We start from the raw sequence: 17,453 nt of genomic DNA on the forward strand, positions 1-17,453 counted from the left end.
CGCTTCTTACAGGCGGGCCAGCGCGGCTTCAGCCACCTTGGCGGCGGTGATGCCGAAATGCTCGTAAAGCTTCTCGGCGGGCGCCGAGGCTCCGAAGCCGTTCATGCCGATGACTGCGCCGTTCTCGCCGGTCCAGCGCTCCCACCCGAAGGTGCCCAGCGCCTCGACGGCGACCCGCACGGTGCCCTCACCCAACACCGAAGAACGATACTCCTTCGGCTGGCGTTCGAACAGTTCCCAGCAGGGCATGGACACCACGGCGGCCGCGATGCCCTTGTCGGCCAGCAGCTTCTGGGCGTCCATGGCGAGAGAGACTTCCGAGCCGGTGGCGATCAGGGTCACCTGCCGCTTGCCTTTCGCCTCGGAGAGCACGTAGGCGCCCTTGGCGGTCAGGTTCTCGTCGGTGTGGGTGGTGCGCAAGCACGGCAGGTTCTGGCGCGACAGGGCGAAGACGCTGGGGCCGGTGGCGTTTTCCAGGGCGGCCTCGTAGGCCTCCATGGTCTCCACCGGATCGGCGGGGCGGAACACCAGCACGTTGGGGGTGGCGCGCAGCGCCGACAGGGTCTCGATGGGCTGGTGGGTGGGGCCGTCCTCGCCGAGACCGATGGAATCGTGGGTCAGCACGTAGAGCACCCGCTGGTCCATCATGGCGCTCATGCGCAGCGCCGGCCACAGGTAGTTGGCGAAGATCAGGAAGGTGCCGCCATAGGGGATGAAGCCCCCATGCAAGCTGAGGCCGTTCATGATCGCCGCCATGCCGTGCTCGCGCACGCCGTAATGGATGTAGCGGCCCGAGAAGTCGCGGGCGCTCACCGGCTTGGTGGCCTTGGTGATGGTGAGATTCGAGTGGGTGAGGTCGGCCGAGCCGCCGATCATCTCGGGGATGACGGGGGTCAGGGCTTCGAGGACTTCCTGGCTGGCCTTGCGGGTGGCCCATTTGGGCTGTTCGGCCGAGACCTTCTTCTTGAAGTCGGAGACCGCCTGCTTCCACGCTTCCGGCAGCTGGCCGGCATTGGTGCGCAGGAACTCGGCCTTGGCGCCATAGGCGTTGAAGCGCTTCTCCCACTCGGCGCGGGCGGCGGCGCCCTTGGTGCCGGCGGCGCGCCAGGCGCCCAGCACGTCGGCGGGAATCTCGAAGGGCGCGTGCGGCCAGTCGAGCTTGGCTCGCGCGCCGGCGATCTCTTCGGCGCCCAGGGGGGCGCCGTGGGTCTTCTCGCTGCCCGCCTTGGTGGGGGCGCCGTAGCCGATGGTGGTCTTGCAGGCGATCAGGCTGGGCTGGCCGGACTTTTGCGCCGCGGCGATGGCCTGGGCGATGGCTTCCGGGTCATGGCCGTCGACGCGGCAAACATCCCAGTTGGAGGCCTGGAAACGGGCCAGCTGGTCGTCGGAGGTGGAGACCGAGGTGTCGCCGTCGATGCAGATGTGGTTGTCGTCCCACAGCACGATCAGCTTGGACAGGTTCCACACGCCGGCCAGCGAGATGGCCTCCTGGCTGATGCCCTCCATCAGGCAGCCGTCGCCGGCGATGACGTAGGTGAAGTGGTCGACGATGCCGTCGCCGTGCCGCGCGGCGGCCAGCTTCTCGGCCAGCGCGAAGCCCACGGCGTTGGCGATGCCCTGGCCCAGCGGGCCGGTGGTGGTCTCGGCGATGGCGACGTGGCCGAATTCCGGATGGCCGGCGGTGCGGTAGCCCATCTGGCGGAAGTTCTTGATCTGCTCGATATCGGACAGATCGTCGAAGCCGGTCAGGTAGCCCAGCGCGTAGAGCAGCATGGAGCCGTGGCCCGCCGACAGGATGAAGCGGTCGCGGTCGGCCCATTTGGGGGCCTTGGCGTCGTACTTCAGGAAGCGGGTGAACAGCACGGTGGCCACGTCGGCCATGCCCATGGGCATGCCGGGATGGCCCGATTTGGACTTCTCGATGGCGTCCATGGTCAGGAAGCGGATGGCGTTTGCCATAGCGGCGTGGGTGGTCATCGAGGAGTCCTTAAAGGTGTGAAGGTTCAAGTCAGGCGCGGCGGTGCCACGAGGTCAGCATCTGGCGCGGCCCGGCGGCCCCGCCGATCATCATGGTCTGGGTCTTTTCCAATTCGCGGGTGCGTTCGACGCCTTCGAGCAGCAGCCCGGTGGTGATGCCGGTGGCGCAGAACATCACGTCGTCGGAGCGCACCATCTCGTCGAGACGGTACCAGCGGGTGAGGTCCATGCCGGCATCCTCGACCGCGGCGGCTTCGGTGGCCAGCTGGGGATCGATGCGGCCCAGGAACTCGCCGCCCATGGCGCGGATGGCGATGGCCGACAACAGGCCTTCCGGCGTGCCGCCGGTACCCATCAGGGCGTCGATGCCGGAATTGGGGATGGCCGCCATCAGGGCCCCCGCCACGTCGCCCGCCGGATAGAGGGCGACGCGGGCGCCGGCGTTGTGGATGGCGTTGACCAGCGCCTTGTGGCGCGGCTTCTCGATGACATAGACGGTCATGTCCTCGATGGGCTTGTTCAGCGCGGCGGACAATTGCGCCAGGCGCTCGGCCACCGGGGCCTGGGGGTCGATCTTGCCTTTGGCGGCGGGCGGCGCGGCCAGCTTTTCCATGTAGCGGGCCGGAGCCGGATCGAACAGGGTGCCGTGGGGGGCCATGGCCACCACCGCCATGGCGTTGGTCATGCCCTTGGCCAGGAACGAGGTGCCCTCCAGCGGGTCCACCACCAGGTCCCAGGCGGGTGCACCGCTCTGCCCGCCGAAGCGCTGGCCGTGATAGAGCATGGCGATCTCGTCCATGGGCCCTTCGCCCACCAGCATCCGGGCGTCCAGGTTCAGGCTCTGCAGCTCGGTCTGCATGGCCGACACGGCGGCGTCGTCGGCCAGCGCCTTGTCGCCGCGCCCGATCCAGGCATAGGCGGCCCGCGCCGCACCTTCCGTGGCGCGGCGAAGCTCATAGACTCTGACGGTGCCGGTCTGTCGCTGTTCGGTCATCGGCCGTTTCCAATTTCCGGTGAGGTGTTTTGGCCGATAGTGGGGGGCCGGGTCAAGCGAAGGAACACCCGTTCGGACCGATCCGCAAGATTCTTGTGGATAGGTGCCATGCCACCCGGATGGGGGGCTAGCGGAAATCCTTCGCCAAGGCCGCCATCATGGCCGGCGGCAGCACCGCCATGTGGGCATAGGCGGGATGGGCGACGGTGAACACCGCCCGGGCGCCGGGGCGGCGGAATCGCTCGATCTGGGGGGGCGTAAAGGGAAAATGCAGGAAGTGGACGGCCGAGGTCTTGCCCTCGGCGGTGGTGCGTTCGACGTCATATTCGGGGCAGGCGGCGATGGCCTCGCCATCCACCTCCAGCGCGATCAGCTCCTCGATGCCGCCCAGGACGGACAGCGCCCGGTGGCGCTGTCTTTCGTCGTCGATCTCGATCATCAGGGTGGCCACCAGTTCATGGCCGTTGGGGATCAGGGAGTTGTAGGCCTCCAACTCGCCCTCCAGCTGGGCCGCGCCGCCCTTCTCGGCGCGCAGCATCTCGTGAATCTGATACAGCATGGTGTCGCGGCATTCGAAGAACACCGTGACATAGGGCCCTACCGACAGGCGGCGGTCGCGCTTAATGGCGATGATGGCGCTTCGGGTCTGGGGCCTGACCCTTTCATAGGCGTCTAGCGGCAGGATGTCGGTGGGTGTGATGGCGGTCATGGGGAATCTCCCGTCAAGCCATAGGCGGCGGCGAAAATCTCGATGGGATGGCGGGACGATTTGAGGCGCGAAGCGGGATCGATCCCCTCGATGCCCTGGGCCACATGGGCGCCTGCCAGCGGGCATTCGGCGGCCAGATGGCCGCAGCCGCTGTCGGCGGCCTGGCGGGCGGCGGGCTTGCCCACCTTGAGCGCCACCGGGAAGTTCCCGGTCTTGATCCCCCACGAGCCGCCATGGCCCGAGCAGCGCTCGATCACCTTGACCGGCGTGTCGGGAATCAGGCGCAGCAGCTCGGCCCCCTTGGCCCCGACGTTCTGGGCGCGGGCGTGGCAGGACAGGTGCAGCACCACGCCGTCGGAGACCGGCGCCAGGCCGGGGGCGAGGCCTTCCTTGCGGGCGATGTCGACCACGTATTCGGTGATGTCCCAGGTGGAGGCGGCCAGCCGCTTCACTGCCTCGTCGCCGGGCTCGATCAGCGGCCATTCCACCTTCAGCATCAGGGCGCAGGACGGCACCAGGGCGACCACGTCCCAGCCCTTGTCGATCCACTCGCCCAACGAACGGGCGATGGTGCGGGCCTTGCGCGCCACCTCGTCCATCTCGCCGTGCTCCAGTTGCGGCATGCCGCAGCACTCGGGATAGACCAGCTCGGTGGCGACGCCGTTATGGGCCAGCACGGCGCGGGCGGCCGAGCCGATATCGGGGTTGTTGTAGTTGCCGAAGCAGGTGGCGAAGATCACCGCCTTGCGCCCCAAGGCGGGGGCCGATTGGTTGACGGATGGCGCCCCGGTCCTGGCCCGCTTCTCCAGGGTGTCGGCGTGATAGAGCGGCAGGTCGGCGTCGGGATGGATGCCGGCGGCGAATTTGAGGATCGGCCGGGTCAGGCGGTTGCCGCGCCTGGTCGCCCAGTTGGCCAAGGCCGGCGCAAGGGCGGCAAGGCGGCCGTTGCGGTCGGTCCTGGTCAGTTGGCGGGCGACGAAGGGCGTCTTTCCCCGTGCCGTCTCCATGGCCCGGTAGCGCACCATCAGATGGGGGATGTCCAGGTCGAATGCGTGCGGCGGCACATAGGGACACTTGGTCATGAAGCACATGTCGCAGAGCGTGCAGGCGTCCACCACGGGTTTGAGCGCCGGGGTGGGGACGCCCGCCAGCTCGGCGTCGCCCGCCGCGTCGATCAGGTCGAACAGGCGGGGGAAGGAATCGCACAGGTTGAAGCAGCGGCGGCAGCCGTGGCAGATCTCGAACTGGCGGCGCAGCTCGGCCTCCACCTTGGCCGGGTCCAGGTAATCGGGATTGCGCCAGTCGTGGGCGTGGCGGGTGGGGGCTTCCAGGCTGCCTTCGCGCATGATCGTCCTCCCTGACGGTGATGCGGCCGGGACGGCCGCGCTCCAAGGAACGTCGTCGTCTTTGGAGCGCGGGCATCCTGCCCGCAGGGGGCGTCAGCTCGCCAGGCCGTCCAGGGCTTTCTGGAAGCGGCCGGCATGGGACTTTTCCGCCTTGGCCAGGGTTTCGAACCAGTCGGCGATCTCGTCGAAGCCCTCGTCGCGCGCCGTGCGGGCCATGCCGGGATACATGTCGGTGTATTCGTGGGTCTCGCCCGCCACCGCCGCCTTCAGATTGGCGTCCGTGGGGCCGATGGGCTGGCCGGTGGCCGGGTCGCCCACCGCTTCCAGGAATTCCAGGTGGCCAAAGGCGTGGCCGGTCTCGCCCTCGGCGGTAGAGCGGAACAGGGCGGAGACGTCGTTGTGTCCTTCCACGTCGGCCTTCTGGGCGAAATAGAGGTAGCGGCGGTTGGCCTGGCTTTCGCCGGCGAAGGCCGCCTTCAAATTGTCAAAAGTTTTGGAGCCATTCAGGGATGCCATGAAATCCTCCTGCTGATCCTCGCGATCATCGCCGATCGCCTCGGGGAGGTCGCCCGGAGGTCAGGCCGAAGGCCATGACACGGGGGCCCAGTCAGGGAGGTGGGATACCCGGAGGTGTTTTAAAATACTTCTAAAGTGTGGTGCGGGCAAAAACATCGCCCCGGGGGCGGCGTGGCTCCGGCGAGGCTTTGGATCATCGTGCGTTAAATCAGAGCCGCCTTAATCCGCCATGGCCGGGCTTGACCCGGCCATCCACGTAAAGCCGCTCGGGACCCCGTCGCGTGGATGCCCGGAACAAGTCCGGGCATGGCGAGAGCGGAGGTGATGCGGATTACGGCTCGACGGCTTAGGAGAAGGCCTTGAAGGCGATCAGGGTGAAGGTGTCCTTGACCCCGGGCAGGCGCTGGATGGTGTCCACCACGAACTGGCCGATATCGGCGGAATCGTCGAGGTAGCATTTCAGCATCAGGTCGTACTGGCCCGAGATGGAATGCACCTCGGAGACCTGCTCGATGTCGACGGCCCCGTCGGCGACCTGGTAGGCCAGCCCCAATTCGCACTTCACCTGAACGAAGATGGTCTGCATGGGGCTGTCTCCCTTCAGTCCTCGGACTCGGAATCCGCGTCGCTGTCGGCGCCGGCCTTGCTGCTCTTGACGGGCAGGGGGACGGCGGCGGCAATGAAGTCGGGCATGTGGTCGCCGAAGCCGATCACCCCGTCGGGGTGCAGCATCTCGCCGATGCCCAGCTCGTCGATGCGGCCACGGCGGCGGCCGCCCCTTTCGTCGCGACGGCCCTCGTCCCGGTTGCGTCCGCCACGGCGGGATTCGTCACGGCGGGGCTCGTCGCGGTCGCGGTCGCGCCCGCGTCCGCGTGAGCGCTCGGCGCGTTCCGGCCGCTCGGCCCGCTCCTCGCGCGGCTGCTCGCTGATCTCGGCCGGGGCGGCTTCGACCGGCTCGGCCTCGGGGGCGGGGGCTTCGTCCCGGCGGGGACGGCGCTCGCGCCTGGGCTTGGCCTCGTCGCGGCCCTCGTCCTTGGCCCGCCCCTCGTCCTTAGAGCGCGAGGGGCGCTTGCCGTCCTTGGGGGCGCCACGGCCGCCACGGCCCTTGCGCGCCGTCATGTCCAGCTCCAGGGCGGGGACGCCCTCGACCTCGATGCGGGGGATGGTCTGGCCGATCAGCGTCTCGATGGCGCCGACGAAGCGGCCGTCATCGGGGCTGGCAATGGTGAAGGCGTGGCCTTCCATGCCGGCGCGGCCCGTGCGGCCGATGCGGTGGACGTAATCCTCGGCGTGGATGGGAACGTCGAAGTTGAACACGTGGCTGACCGCCGAGATGTCGATGCCGCGCGCGGCGACGTCGGAGCAGACCATCAGGCGGGCTTCGCCCTTCTTGAACTTCTCCAGCGTCTCGCCACGGGCGCTTTGGGCCATGTCGCCGTGCAGCTGCACCACGTCGAAGCCGTGCTTCTTGAGCGAGCGGTACAGCACGTCGACGTCGCGCTTGCGGTTGCAGAAGATGAAGGCGTTCTTGACGTTCTCGATGCGGATCAGGTGGCGCAACGTCTCGCGCTTGTCGATTTCCTCGACCACGGCCATGGCCTGCACCACGGTGGTGGCGGTGGTGCCCCGAGAGACGGTGATCTCCTTGGGGTTCATCAGGAAGGCGTCGGCCAGGCGGCGGATTTCCGGGCCCATGGTGGCCGAGAAGAACAGGGTCTGGCGGATCTTGGGCAGCAGGCCGACGATCTTTTCCACGTCGGGGATGAAGCCCATGTCCAGCATGCGGTCGGCTTCGTCGATGACCAGGACCTTGACGTCGTTGAGCAGGATGCGGCCGCGCTCGAACATGTCGAGCAGGCGGCCCGGCGTGGCGATCAGCACGTCGACGCCGCGGTCCAGCAGGGCCACCTGGTCGCTCATGGACTCGCCGCCGATGATCAGGGCCTTCTTGAGCGGGTGGTGCTTGCCGTACTTGTCGAAGTTCTCCGCCACCTGGGCGGCCAGTTCCCGGGTGGGTGCCAGGATCAGCGAGCGGGGCATGCGCGCCTTGGCGCGGCCGGCCGCCAGGATCTCGATCATGGGCAGCGTGAAGGACGCCGTCTTGCCGGTGCCGGTCTGGGCGCAGCCCAGCACGTCGCGGCCCATGAGCACCACAGGGATCGCCTGGGCCTGGATGGGAGTGGGGTGCGTGTACCCCGATTCAGCGAGCGCCTTCAAAATCTCGGGCCCGAGGCCGAGGTCTTCGAAGGTGGTCGTGGCGGTTTCCGGGCCGTCTTCGCGGCCGATGTCTTGATGGGTCGTCATGTGGGGCCGGATAATTATGGTTTCCCGTTATTAAGTCAATGACGGAACACGGTTTCCCCATTGTATCGCTCGTTGCGGCGGTATTACGCTGGCTGACGAGCCCAAGGAGAGCCGCCGCCATGCTGATCGATGCCCAACGTTCCAGCCTGCTGATCGTCGACGTGCAGCAGGGATTGGCGCCGGTGATGAGCGATCCCCGCCGGGTCTACCGCGGCTGCACGCTGCTGCTGCGCGGCGCCGCCCGCCTGGGTTTGCCGGTGGTGATCAGCGAGCAATACCCCAAGGGCCTGGGCCCCACCGTCGGGGAATTGCTGGAACACGCTCCGGACGGAGCCGTCATGGAGAAGCTGCATTTCTCCTGCGCCGCCGACCCGGCCATCCTGGCGCGGCTCAGGGAGACGGGCCGCGAGCAGGTGGTGATCGCCGGCATCGAATCCCATGTCTGCGTGCTCCAAAGCGCGCTGGGCCTCCTGGAAGCCGGCTTCCGGCCGGTGGTGGTGGCCGATGCCTGCGCGTCGCGCGATCCCGCCAACTTCCAGGCGGCCATGTCGCGCCTGGCCGACAACGGCGTCGAGATCGCCACCGTCGAGATGGTCCTGTTCGAGTGGCTGCACGTGGCCGGCACGCCCGAATTCAAGGAGCTTTCCGCCCTGATCAAATGATGGTGGAGGGGCTGGGTTCCGCTCCGCTATTCCAAGGGCTAGGGCATTGAAATATAATGGCCTAGTCCCGAGGCGGCCTGAAAATTTTTTCCCGGAAATATTTTTCCCTTTTCATCGCCTGAAAACGGCGTATATAGCGGCTTCAGGTGAGACGTACAGCGCACGTGCCTCTGGCCCCAAGCGGGTTTAAGTAACGACGTCCAAGGCGTCTTCTGGGTGCAGGCGGGGTGTAAAGCCCCCGGTGCTTGGAGGAAGTAGCTATGAACGTGGTGGCTCGGCAGTCGCTGTCGATGAACTCCAATCCTCTCTTCGCGAACGGGTTCCGTCCCCGGCAGGCCTGGGCCTTGCTGTGGGTCGACGTGCGAAGTACCTCCCGGCGGATCTGACGGCTTCCCGAATTGCCGTCAAATGACCGTCGTCCCGCCGTTTGAGTGCGGTGGGCCGAACAGAGAGAGTTTTCGGGCTGTTTCAATGGCCCGGCCTGTTCGAAGAGGAAATTCGCGATGACCGCGAAGATTGCCCGTTTCCTTGAGGAAGTCCGCCCCGTTACCCCTTGCGTGGTCGTCGATCTCGACGTGGTGCGCGACAATTACCAGGGCCTGCGACGCTGGTTGCCCCTGGCCGAGGTCTATTACGCGGTCAAGGCCAACCCGGCGCCGGAAATCGTGCGCATGCTGGTGGGCGAGGGTTCGCGCTTCGACGTGGCGTCCAGGGGCGAAATCGACCTGTGCCTGTCCAACGGCGCGCCGGCCGAGCGCATCTCGTTCGGCAACACCATCAAGAAGCAGTCGGACATCGCCTACGCCTACGCCAAGGGCGTGCGCCTGTTCGCCTTCGATTCCGAGGCCGAGCTGGAGAAGCTGGCCGAGGCCGCGCCCGGCTCGCGCGTGTTCTGCCGCATCCTGATGACCTGCGACGGCGCCGAATGGCCGCTGTCGCGCAAGTTCGGCTGCGAGACCGACATGGCCCGCGACCTCTTGATCAAGGCCCGCGACATGGGTCTAGAGCCCTATGGCGTGTCCTTCCACGTGGGCAGCCAGCAGACCGACCTGAAGCAGTGGGACATCGCGGTGGGCAAGGCCGCCATGCTGTTCTCGGCCCTGGACGCCGCCGGCATCGAGCTGCGCATGGTCAACCTGGGCGGCGGCTTCCCGGCCCGTTACCGCAAGGAAGTGGACGGTATCGAGCGCTATGCCGACGCCGTCATGGACGCCATGACCCGCCATTTCGGCAACAACATCCCCTCCATGATCATCGAGCCCGGCCGTTCCCTGGTGGGCGACGCCGGCATCCTGGAGACCGAGGTGGTGCTGATCAGCCGCAAGGGCTATGACGACGACGTGCGCTGGGTCTATCTCGACGTGGGCAAGTTCGGCGGCCTGGCCGAGACCATGGACGAAGCCATCAAGTACCGCATCGTCACCACGCGGGACGGCGAGGACACCGCCCCGGTGGTGCTGGCCGGCCCCACCTGCGATTCCGCCGACATCCTCTACGAGAAGGCCGGCTACGAGATGCCGGTCAGCCTCAAGGTGGGCGACAAGGTGCGCATTCTGTCCACCGGCGCCTACACCACCTCGTATTCGGCGGTGAACTTCAACGGCTTCGAGCCGCTCAAGGCTTACTTCATCTAATATCGGCCCCTCAGGCGCCGGGCGCGCGCCTCCGCGCGCTTGGCTTCCGCAGCATAAGCTGCGCGGCCCTTTGGGCCTAGTCTCGCCCCGACGGCTTGGCCGTCAGGGCGAGGAACGGGGCCAGTCTTCGCAGCCCGCCCGGCAAGATCTGCCGGGCGGGCTTTTTTGCGCCCCGCTTCCGGCAAGTCCTGCCGCCCGGCCTTTGCTTAGGGCATTGATTTTACGCGATCTTGCAAGTGGCATCGCCCTTGCACATCCGTAGTCGGATCAATGCCCGTCGTAAACGGAGGCGACGATGCTGTGGGGTGCTTTTACCAACGCCAGCCAGGCGATGCAGACGATGGATTGGGCCATGGGCTCGATCTCGCAGAACATCGCCAACGTCAACACGACCGGCTACAAGGAAAAGGAAACCCTTTTCAAGACGGTGCTGTCCGAATCGCATTCGGCGCCGGTCCTGACCCAGAATTCGCCGAACAAATCCACCGCCACCTCCGGGCTGGACATCTTCGGCGTGCGGCCGGTGGACCGCACCTTGATCACCAAGTCGGGCACCATCACCTCGTCCACCGTCTGGAGCGACATGGCCATCAACGGCCGCGGCTTCTTCATCGTCTCGCCGCCGGACAATACGGGCGCGCCCTCGGGCACCAGCGACAATCTCTACACCCGCGCCGGCGAGTTCACCCAGCGGGCGGTGAACGGCAACAACTACTTCACCACCGTCGACGGCAACTTCCTCATGGGCTGGGCCGCCGACAACAAGGGGGTGGTTTCCGCCGGAAGCCTGACGCCGGTCTACGCCAATATCGGCCAGAAGAGCGACGGCTTCGCCACCTCCAACATTCAATTGGTGGCCAACCTGCCGTCCAACGCCACCCAGACTCCCTCGGGCAAGGTCTTCACCGACACCACCAGCATCACCGACGGCTTCGGTTCGGCCCAAGATATGACCATGACCTGGACGCGGGTGGACGGTCAGACCTGGAGCGTGGACTTCGCCCTGCCCGCCAATCCGGCCAGCGGCAGCGTCGGCACCATCACCGGTTCGCCGGTCACCGTGACCATGGACGCCAATGGCGCCATCACCGCGCCGACCACCTCGGCGTCGGGGACCGGCTTTGCCGATCTGACCATCGACTGGTCGGCCGGTCCCACCCTGCAGACCACGGCCAGCCTGAACCTCAATTCCAATAAGCCGAGCTTCGAGAATATCGCCGAGACCATCGCGATCTACGATAACGCCTTCAATTCCCATAACCTGACCATGACCTTCGAGCATTCGGGCAATGGCCAGTGGTACATGCGTTTCCAGCCGGTGGCGGCGGAAGGCGCCGTCTCGGCGATTACCGCCGACGGGACGACCTACACCGATTCCATTCCCATCACCTTCGACGGCGCGGGCAATATCCTGACCCCCGCCACCGCGTCCTTCACCGTCGATTGGACGGCGACGGGGGCGGGATCGAACACGGTGACCCTGGATATGAAGAAGCTCACCCAGTTTTCGGGTGACACCAACAACAAGCTGGGCGTCAAGGTCATCGACCAGGACGGCTATGCCAGCGGCGTGATGGACAAGGTGGAGATTGCCACCGACGGCAGCGTGATGGCCCATTACGACAATGGCGAATCCCGGCGGATCTTCCAGATTCCGGTGGCCAGCTTCGTCGCCGCCGATCAGCTCGAGGCCATCTCCGGAACCCTGTTCCGCGCCACCGAGCAGGCAGGCGACATGACGGTGGCCTCCATCACCGACCAGGGCAGCGGGGCAAGCATCGTCGCCTCGGCGGTCGAGACCTCCAACGTGGCGCTGGAAGACCAGTTCACCCGGATGATCGTGACGCAAAAGGCCTATTCGGTGAATTCCAACGTCTTCAAGACCGCCGACGAGATGATGCAGTCGGTGCGCGACCTGATCTAGGCTATTTCCGCCACGCCTTCAGGCGTTTCGCCGCCTCGGCCATGTGTTCGGCCGAGCCGGCATAGGAAAAGCGCAGCGTCCTGTTCCCCTCCAGCGGATCGAAATCCACGCCCGGCGTGCAGGCCACCCCGGTCTCCGCCAGCATGCGGGCGCAGAACGCCCGGCTGTCGTTGGTCAGCTCCGAGACGTCGGCATAGAGGTAGAAGGCGCCGTCGGACGGGGCCAGACGGTCGAAGCCGGCACCCGGCAGTTCCGCCAGAAGGATGTCGCGGTTGGCGCGGTAGGCGACGACGCGGGCCTCCAACTCGTCCAGGCAGTCGAACACCGCCTCGGCCGCCACCTGGGACAGGGTGGGCGGCGAGATGTAGAGATTCTGGGCCAGGCATTCCACCGAACGGGCCAGATCGCCGGGCAGCACCATCCAGCCCAGCCGCCAGCCGGTCATGGCGTAGTATTTGGAGAAGCTGTTGACGATGATGGCGTGGGGGGCGGCGCTCATGCCGGCTGCGGTGGCGGCGGCGCGTCCATAGGTGATGCCGTGATAGATCTCGTCGGAGATCAGGCGGACCTGATGCAATTCGCACCAGGCGGCCAGTTCCGCCACCTCGTGGGCCGACAGCATGGAGCCGGTGGGGTTGGACGGGCTGGCCACCACCACGCCGTCCAGCTTGCCCTCGACGCGGGCCAGCACCTCGGCGGTGATCTGCCAACGGCTGCCAGGGCCCACCGGCACTGCCACGCATTCCACCCCCAGGGCTTCGAGGATGTTGCGGTAGGCGGGATAGCCCGGCGCCGCCACCGCCACCCGGTCGCCGGCCTCGAAGGCGGCCAGGAAGGCCAGCAGGAAGCCCGCCGACGAACCGGTGGTGACGCAGATGCGCTCGGGCGCCACCTGGACGCCATAGGCCCGCTGGTAGTGCTGGGCGATGCGTTCGCGCAAGGAATCGCGCCCCAGGGCCAGGGTGTAGCCCAGCGGTTCGGCCCGGACGGCGCGGGCCGCGGCCTCAAGCACCCCGGCCGGGGCCTGGCCCGAGGGCTGGCCCACCTCCAGATGGATGATTTCCGCCCCTTCGGCTTCGCGCGCGGCGGCCGCCCGCATCACGTCCATGACGATGAAGGGGGCGATGGCGCCCCGCTTTGCCGCCTTGAAGCTCATTCCTTCTTGCCCGCCACGTTGGCCAGGCCGAAGCCGCGCGGGTCGGTGGCCATGTCGCAGCCTTCGGGGTCCTTGAAGCCCAGCGGGCAGAAGATGGCCTCGACCCGGCTGGGCATGGGGGTGGCGCTGACCTGATGGCCGCGGCTGGCCAGCGGAGCCGGGTCCTGCGCGATGGCGCCGGTCTCGATGAAGACGGCGTCCGGCTTGCCGGCATGAACCAGGCGCGGCTGGGCCAGGGCGTCGGACAGCGGCTTGCCCTCGGCGGTGGCGGCCAGGAAGCTCTGGACCAGGGCCGGGGCGGCGGTGCCGCCGCCCGAGGCGGCGCCGATGAAGCGGACGGCGCCGTTGTGGGTGTTGGCGCTCAGCATCACGGCGGTGGCCGGCGGGCCGTTCAGGCCGGGAACGCCCGACAGCATGATGCCGGTGCCGGGCGCCATGCGGCCGTTGCCGAACAGGCCGTGGCTGGTGACGCTGCACGCCACCGCCATGCCGTTGCGGTCAAGCACGGCGAATCCGGTTCCCGACTGGCTGTCGGTGGGAGGGGCGGCGACGTCGGTCGGCTGGTGACGGTCGGCGGCATAGTCGGCCATCATGGCGCCGATACGGCTTTCCGACACCAGGGCCTCCGGGGATTCGTCGCTCCAGCCGTTGGGCCGCATCCAGCGGCCGCGCTCGGCGAAGGCGCGGGCCGAGGTCTCGGCCAGCAGGTGCGGGCGCTCGGACGCGTCGGCCTCGCTCCAGCGCGGCCACAGGGCGGCCACCATCTGGGCGGACATGGCGCTGCCGACGGATGGCGGCGGGGCGAACCAGGCGGTCTCGGTGCCTACCTTGACGGCGATGGCGTCGCGCCAGGTGGGACGGATGTCGCGCAGATCCTCCAGCGACAGGGTGCCTCCGGCCGCCTGGACCGCCTTGACCAGATCGCGGGCCTGGGGACCGACGTAGAAATTGCCGGTGGTGTGGCGGAGCGTCGAGATCATTGCCGCCAGATGGGGCTGATGCATCAGCTCGCCTTCACGCAGCACCGAGCCGTCGGGCCGCATGAAGACGGCGCGGGCCGCGGGATCGCGGCCGATGATGGGAAGCCCGCGCGACAGATCGTTGGCCAGGGCGCGCGAGACGGGCACGCCGCTGCGGGCCAGGCGCTCGGGCTCGACCAGCAGGCTTTCCCAGCGCAGCTTGCCGTACTTGGCGTGGAGCGCGAAGAAACCGCGCGGGTTGCCCGGCACGGCCGAGGGCAGGGGGCCGGACATGGTTGAGGCGATGGCGGGAAAATCGATGACTTCCGTCTTCTTTTTGCCGCTATCATGTACTATGCAGGTTCCACCGCCGCCCAGGCTGGCGGTGGACGGATAGGTGACCGCCAGGGTGAAATAGATGGCGGTAGCCGCGTCGGCGGCGTTGCCGCCCGCCGACAGGACGTCGCGGCCCAGCACGGCGGCGCGGGGCTCGTCGGCGGCGACCATGCCGCCGAAGCCGGTGATGTGACCGATCTGCCCGATCGGGCGCGCCGGATCGCCGCAGGCGGTCAGCGCCAGCATCGCCGCAAGGGCGGTGAGGGAAAGGGCGGAGTTACGGCCGCGTGCCGAATTGACCGATGAGGAGTGTTCCTTGCTCACGCGCATAATCCTTCTGGTGACGTTCCTGTTGGTCGCTTCGATGCCGCCCGCTCTGGCCCAGTCGCAGCCCAAACGGCAGTTCATCCGTGACGCGGAGGTGGAAAATACCATCCGGACTTTCGGGACGCCAATTTTTCAGGCGGCGGGTCTGGATCCGGCGGCGGTTCGCATCAACCTGATCATCGATCCGACGCTCAACGCCTTTGTGGCGGGGGGGCAGAACATCTTCTTCCACACCGGCCTGCTGGTGCGCTCCGAGCATCCCGGCCAGCTGATCGGCGTGATGGCGCACGAAACCGGCCACATCGCCGGCGGCCACCTGATCCGCGGCAACGACGCAATGGCCAACGCCTCGACCGAGGCGATCATCGCCACCCTGCTGGCCGCCGCCGCCGGCGCCGCCACCGGGCGCGGTGACGTGGCCATGGCCGGCGCCATGGGCGGCAACGAGCTGGCCATGCGCAACCTGCTGGCCTTTTCCCGCAGCCAGGAAAGCCAGGCAGACCAGATGGCCATGCGCTTCCTCGACGACACGCATCAGTCGGGCAAGGGGCTGGTCGAGTTCTTCGAGATCCTGGGCGACCAGGAGGCGCTGGTCTCGTCGCGCCAGGACCCCTATGTGCGCACCCACCCGCTGACCCGCGACCGCGTCGCCTTCGTGCGCAACTCCGTGGAGCATTCCCCCTACGCCAAGACCCCGTGGCCGGCGGAATGGATCGAGATGCACCAGCGCATGAAGGCCAAGCTGTTCGCCTTCATCGAGCCGCCCATCCGCACCTTCCAGCGCTACAAGGAATCCGACACCAGCCTCGTGGCGCGCTACGCCCGCGCCGTCGCCGCCTATCGCAAGCCCGATATCCCCATGGCCCTGGGGTTGATCGACGGGCTGCTGAAGGACAGGCCCAACGATCCCTATTTCTGGGAGTTGAAGGGCCAGATGCTGTTCGAGAACGGGCGCGGCGCCGAGGCCATGGAGCCCTATCGCAAGGCGGTCAAGCTGCTGCCCAACAGTGCCCTGCTGCGCATTTCCCTCGGCCAGGTGCTGATCGAGTCCGAGGACCCGGCCTTGCTGGGCGAGGCCCAGACCAACCTGACCGCCGCCGTCAACCTCGAGCCCGAGGACGTGTTCGCCTGGCAGCAGCTGGCCATCGCCTTCGGCCGCGACGGCAAGGAGGGCATGGCCTCCTACGCCCTGGCCGAACATTACATGCTGACCGGCAAGCTCGCCGAGGCGCAGTTCCATGCCAACAAGGCGGAACAGCTGCTGGGCAAGCAGGGGTCGGTATGGCTGCGCATCCAGGACATCAAGGAACGCGCCTCCCAGGTCAAGGCCGACCGCGACCGGGGCCGCAAGTGGTGGTAGCCCTTGCCCCTGGCCGTCGGTTCGGCCAATATGCCCGCCACCATTCCGCCTCTTGAGGGTGTTTCATCAATGATCGCCAAGACTTTCGCCGCAGCCCTGATGGTGTCCGGGCTCGCCCTTGCTTCCCTGCCGGCCTCCGCTCAGGAGGTGCCGTTGACGCCCAAGCAGACCGAGGCGGTCAAGAAGGTGGTGCGCGACTACCTGATGGAGCATCCCGAGGTGCTGGGCGAGGCCCTGGAGGCGCTGCGCGAGAAGATGCGCGCCCAGGCCGAGGCCGACGCCCACAAGATGCTTGAAGCCCGCAAGGACGAGATCTTCAAGGCCCCCGAGGACCCGCAGGGCGGCAACCTGAAGGGCGACCTGACCGTGGTCGAGTTCATGGATTACAATTGCGGCTTCTGCAAGCAGGCCTTCGATCCCCTGTGGGAAGCGGTCAAGGCCGACGGCAAGGTTAAGGTGGTGGTCAAGGAATACCCGATCCTCGGCCCGGATTCGGTGCTGGCCGCCCGCGTCGCCCTGGTGGCCAAGGCCCAGAGCCAGGCCAAGTACGACGACGTTCATCGCGCCTTCATGAAGTTTCGCGGCCGCCTGGACGAGAAGGCCATCTACAAGATCGCCGGCGAGCAGGGCATGAACGTCGAGCAGCTGAAGAAGGATGTCGGCGGCGCCGAGATCGAGAAGCAGCTGAAGAAGAATTTCGACCTGGCCCGGTCACTGGACATCGGCGGCACGCCCACCTTCATCGTCGGCGACCGCATCATCTCCAGCGCGCTCGACCAGCAGACCCTGAAGCAGCTGATGGACGCGGCGCGGCGCTCCGCCGCCAAGCAGGGCGGCTGATCCCTATCCCTTTTGGTCAAGACGGCGAAAGCCCCCGGTCGCAAGGCCGGGGGCTTTTTGTTCGCCCCCTTGCCGTCATGGCCGGGTCCGACCCATTGCTGTCAGGCTCAGTTCAAAGCGGTGGGAAGAGAGCCACAGGACACGGATGAAACGGATGCGGCGCCATGCGCCGCTCACGGATCAACACGGATATGGCATTTCTTTGGCAGTCACCCCGGGATTGGTCCGGGGGGCGGGGAGAGCCGCTCCTGATTCCCGGCTCTGTGGTCGGGACGACGACCTGGGAGCATTCGGTCTTCGCGTTCATCTGTGGCCGCGAAGCGGCATCCGTGCCCCTCGGTGTCCTATGATCAAGATCCCGACAGTTCTGGGCTTCGGCTCGGGACGGCGACGGGACAAAAAAATCCCC

14 protein-coding genes are annotated in these 17,453 nt (G+C 67.1%); 5 read left to right on the forward strand and 9 right to left on the reverse strand.

Going from position 1 to position 17,453, the window contains the following annotated elements:
• Positions 1 to 6 precede the first annotated feature (6 nt).
• The 7 genes from tkt to XM1_RS09420 all read right to left on the reverse strand — a co-directional run bounded on the left by tkt (position 7) and on the right by XM1_RS09420 (position 7,846).
• On the reverse strand, positions 7 to 1,977 hold the full coding sequence (gene tkt / locus XM1_RS09390; RefSeq protein ID WP_068432927.1) for a transketolase: 1,971 nt from the start codon (positions 1,975 to 1,977) through the stop codon (positions 7 to 9).
• Between the two features lie 31 nt (positions 1,978 to 2,008).
• Entirely contained in the window at positions 2,009 to 2,971 is a 963-nt protein-coding gene (glpX, locus tag XM1_RS09395; RefSeq protein ID WP_068432929.1) for a class II fructose-bisphosphatase, read from the reverse strand.
• A 127-nt stretch (positions 2,972 to 3,098) separates the two neighbouring features.
• Positions 3,099 to 3,680: a DUF3501 family protein gene (locus XM1_RS09400; protein WP_068432931.1), complete on the reverse strand. Its 582-nt coding sequence runs from the start codon at positions 3,678 to 3,680 to the stop codon at positions 3,099 to 3,101.
• A complete protein-coding gene (locus tag XM1_RS09405; protein WP_068432933.1) occupies positions 3,677 to 5,026 on the reverse strand; it encodes a (Fe-S)-binding protein in 1,350 nt (449 codons plus the stop codon). The genes XM1_RS09400 and XM1_RS09405 overlap by 4 nt, the downstream gene beginning before the upstream one ends.
• A gap of 93 nt (positions 5,027 to 5,119) precedes the next feature.
• Positions 5,120 to 5,542 (reverse strand): rubrerythrin family protein, encoded by a 423-nt coding sequence (locus XM1_RS09410; RefSeq protein WP_068432935.1) that lies wholly within the window; start codon positions 5,540 to 5,542, stop codon positions 5,120 to 5,122.
• A 346-nt stretch (positions 5,543 to 5,888) separates the two neighbouring features.
• Entirely contained in the window at positions 5,889 to 6,128 is a 240-nt protein-coding gene (locus XM1_RS09415) for an Lrp/AsnC ligand binding domain-containing protein (RefSeq protein WP_068432937.1), read from the reverse strand.
• Between the two features lie 14 nt (positions 6,129 to 6,142).
• Entirely contained in the window at positions 6,143 to 7,846 is a 1,704-nt protein-coding gene (locus tag XM1_RS09420; protein ID WP_068432939.1) for a DEAD/DEAH box helicase, read from the reverse strand.
• A 119-nt stretch (positions 7,847 to 7,965) separates the two neighbouring features.
• Between XM1_RS09420 and XM1_RS09425 the strand changes: the two genes are divergently transcribed.
• The 3 genes from XM1_RS09425 (at position 7,966) to XM1_RS09435 (ending at position 12,066) form a co-directional block, all read left to right on the forward strand.
• Positions 7,966 to 8,508 carry a hydrolase gene (locus XM1_RS09425; protein ID WP_068432941.1) on the forward strand — a complete coding sequence of 181 codons (543 nt, stop codon included), beginning with the start codon at positions 7,966 to 7,968 and terminating at the stop codon, positions 8,506 to 8,508.
• Between the two features lie 503 nt (positions 8,509 to 9,011).
• Positions 9,012 to 10,142, forward strand: a complete 1,131-nt coding sequence (locus XM1_RS09430) for a type III PLP-dependent enzyme (protein WP_068432943.1) — start codon at positions 9,012 to 9,014, stop codon at positions 10,140 to 10,142.
• Between the two features lie 295 nt (positions 10,143 to 10,437).
• A complete protein-coding gene (locus XM1_RS09435) occupies positions 10,438 to 12,066 on the forward strand; it encodes a flagellar hook-basal body complex protein (RefSeq protein WP_068432945.1) in 1,629 nt (542 codons plus the stop codon).
• A 1-nt stretch (position 12,067) separates the two neighbouring features.
• On the opposite strand, the gene XM1_RS09440 is transcribed toward XM1_RS09435, so the two are convergent.
• Complete coding sequence (locus XM1_RS09440) at positions 12,068 to 13,222, reverse strand: pyridoxal phosphate-dependent aminotransferase (protein WP_068432947.1); 1,155 nt, start codon at positions 13,220 to 13,222, stop codon at positions 12,068 to 12,070.
• Positions 13,219 to 14,847, reverse strand: coding sequence for a gamma-glutamyltransferase (locus tag XM1_RS09445; protein ID WP_068432949.1), 1,629 nt, complete (start codon positions 14,845 to 14,847; stop codon positions 13,219 to 13,221). The genes XM1_RS09440 and XM1_RS09445 overlap by 4 nt, the downstream gene beginning before the upstream one ends.
• On the opposite strand from XM1_RS09445, the gene XM1_RS09450 reads away from it, so the two are divergent.
• Both XM1_RS09450 and XM1_RS09455 read left to right on the forward strand, forming a co-directional pair.
• Positions 14,834 to 16,204: a M48 family metalloprotease gene (locus tag XM1_RS09450; RefSeq protein ID WP_068432951.1), complete on the forward strand. Its 1,371-nt coding sequence runs from the start codon at positions 14,834 to 14,836 to the stop codon at positions 16,202 to 16,204. The two genes, XM1_RS09445 and XM1_RS09450, sit on opposite strands and share 14 nt — an antisense overlap.
• Before the next feature lie 69 nt (positions 16,205 to 16,273).
• A complete protein-coding gene (locus XM1_RS09455; RefSeq protein ID WP_068432953.1) occupies positions 16,274 to 17,044 on the forward strand; it encodes a DsbA family protein in 771 nt (256 codons plus the stop codon).
• The last annotated feature ends 409 nt before the right edge of the window (positions 17,045 to 17,453 follow it).

Source organism: Magnetospirillum sp. XM-1, assembly GCF_001511835.1.
Lineage (GTDB): Bacteria > Pseudomonadota > Alphaproteobacteria > Rhodospirillales > Magnetospirillaceae > Phaeospirillum.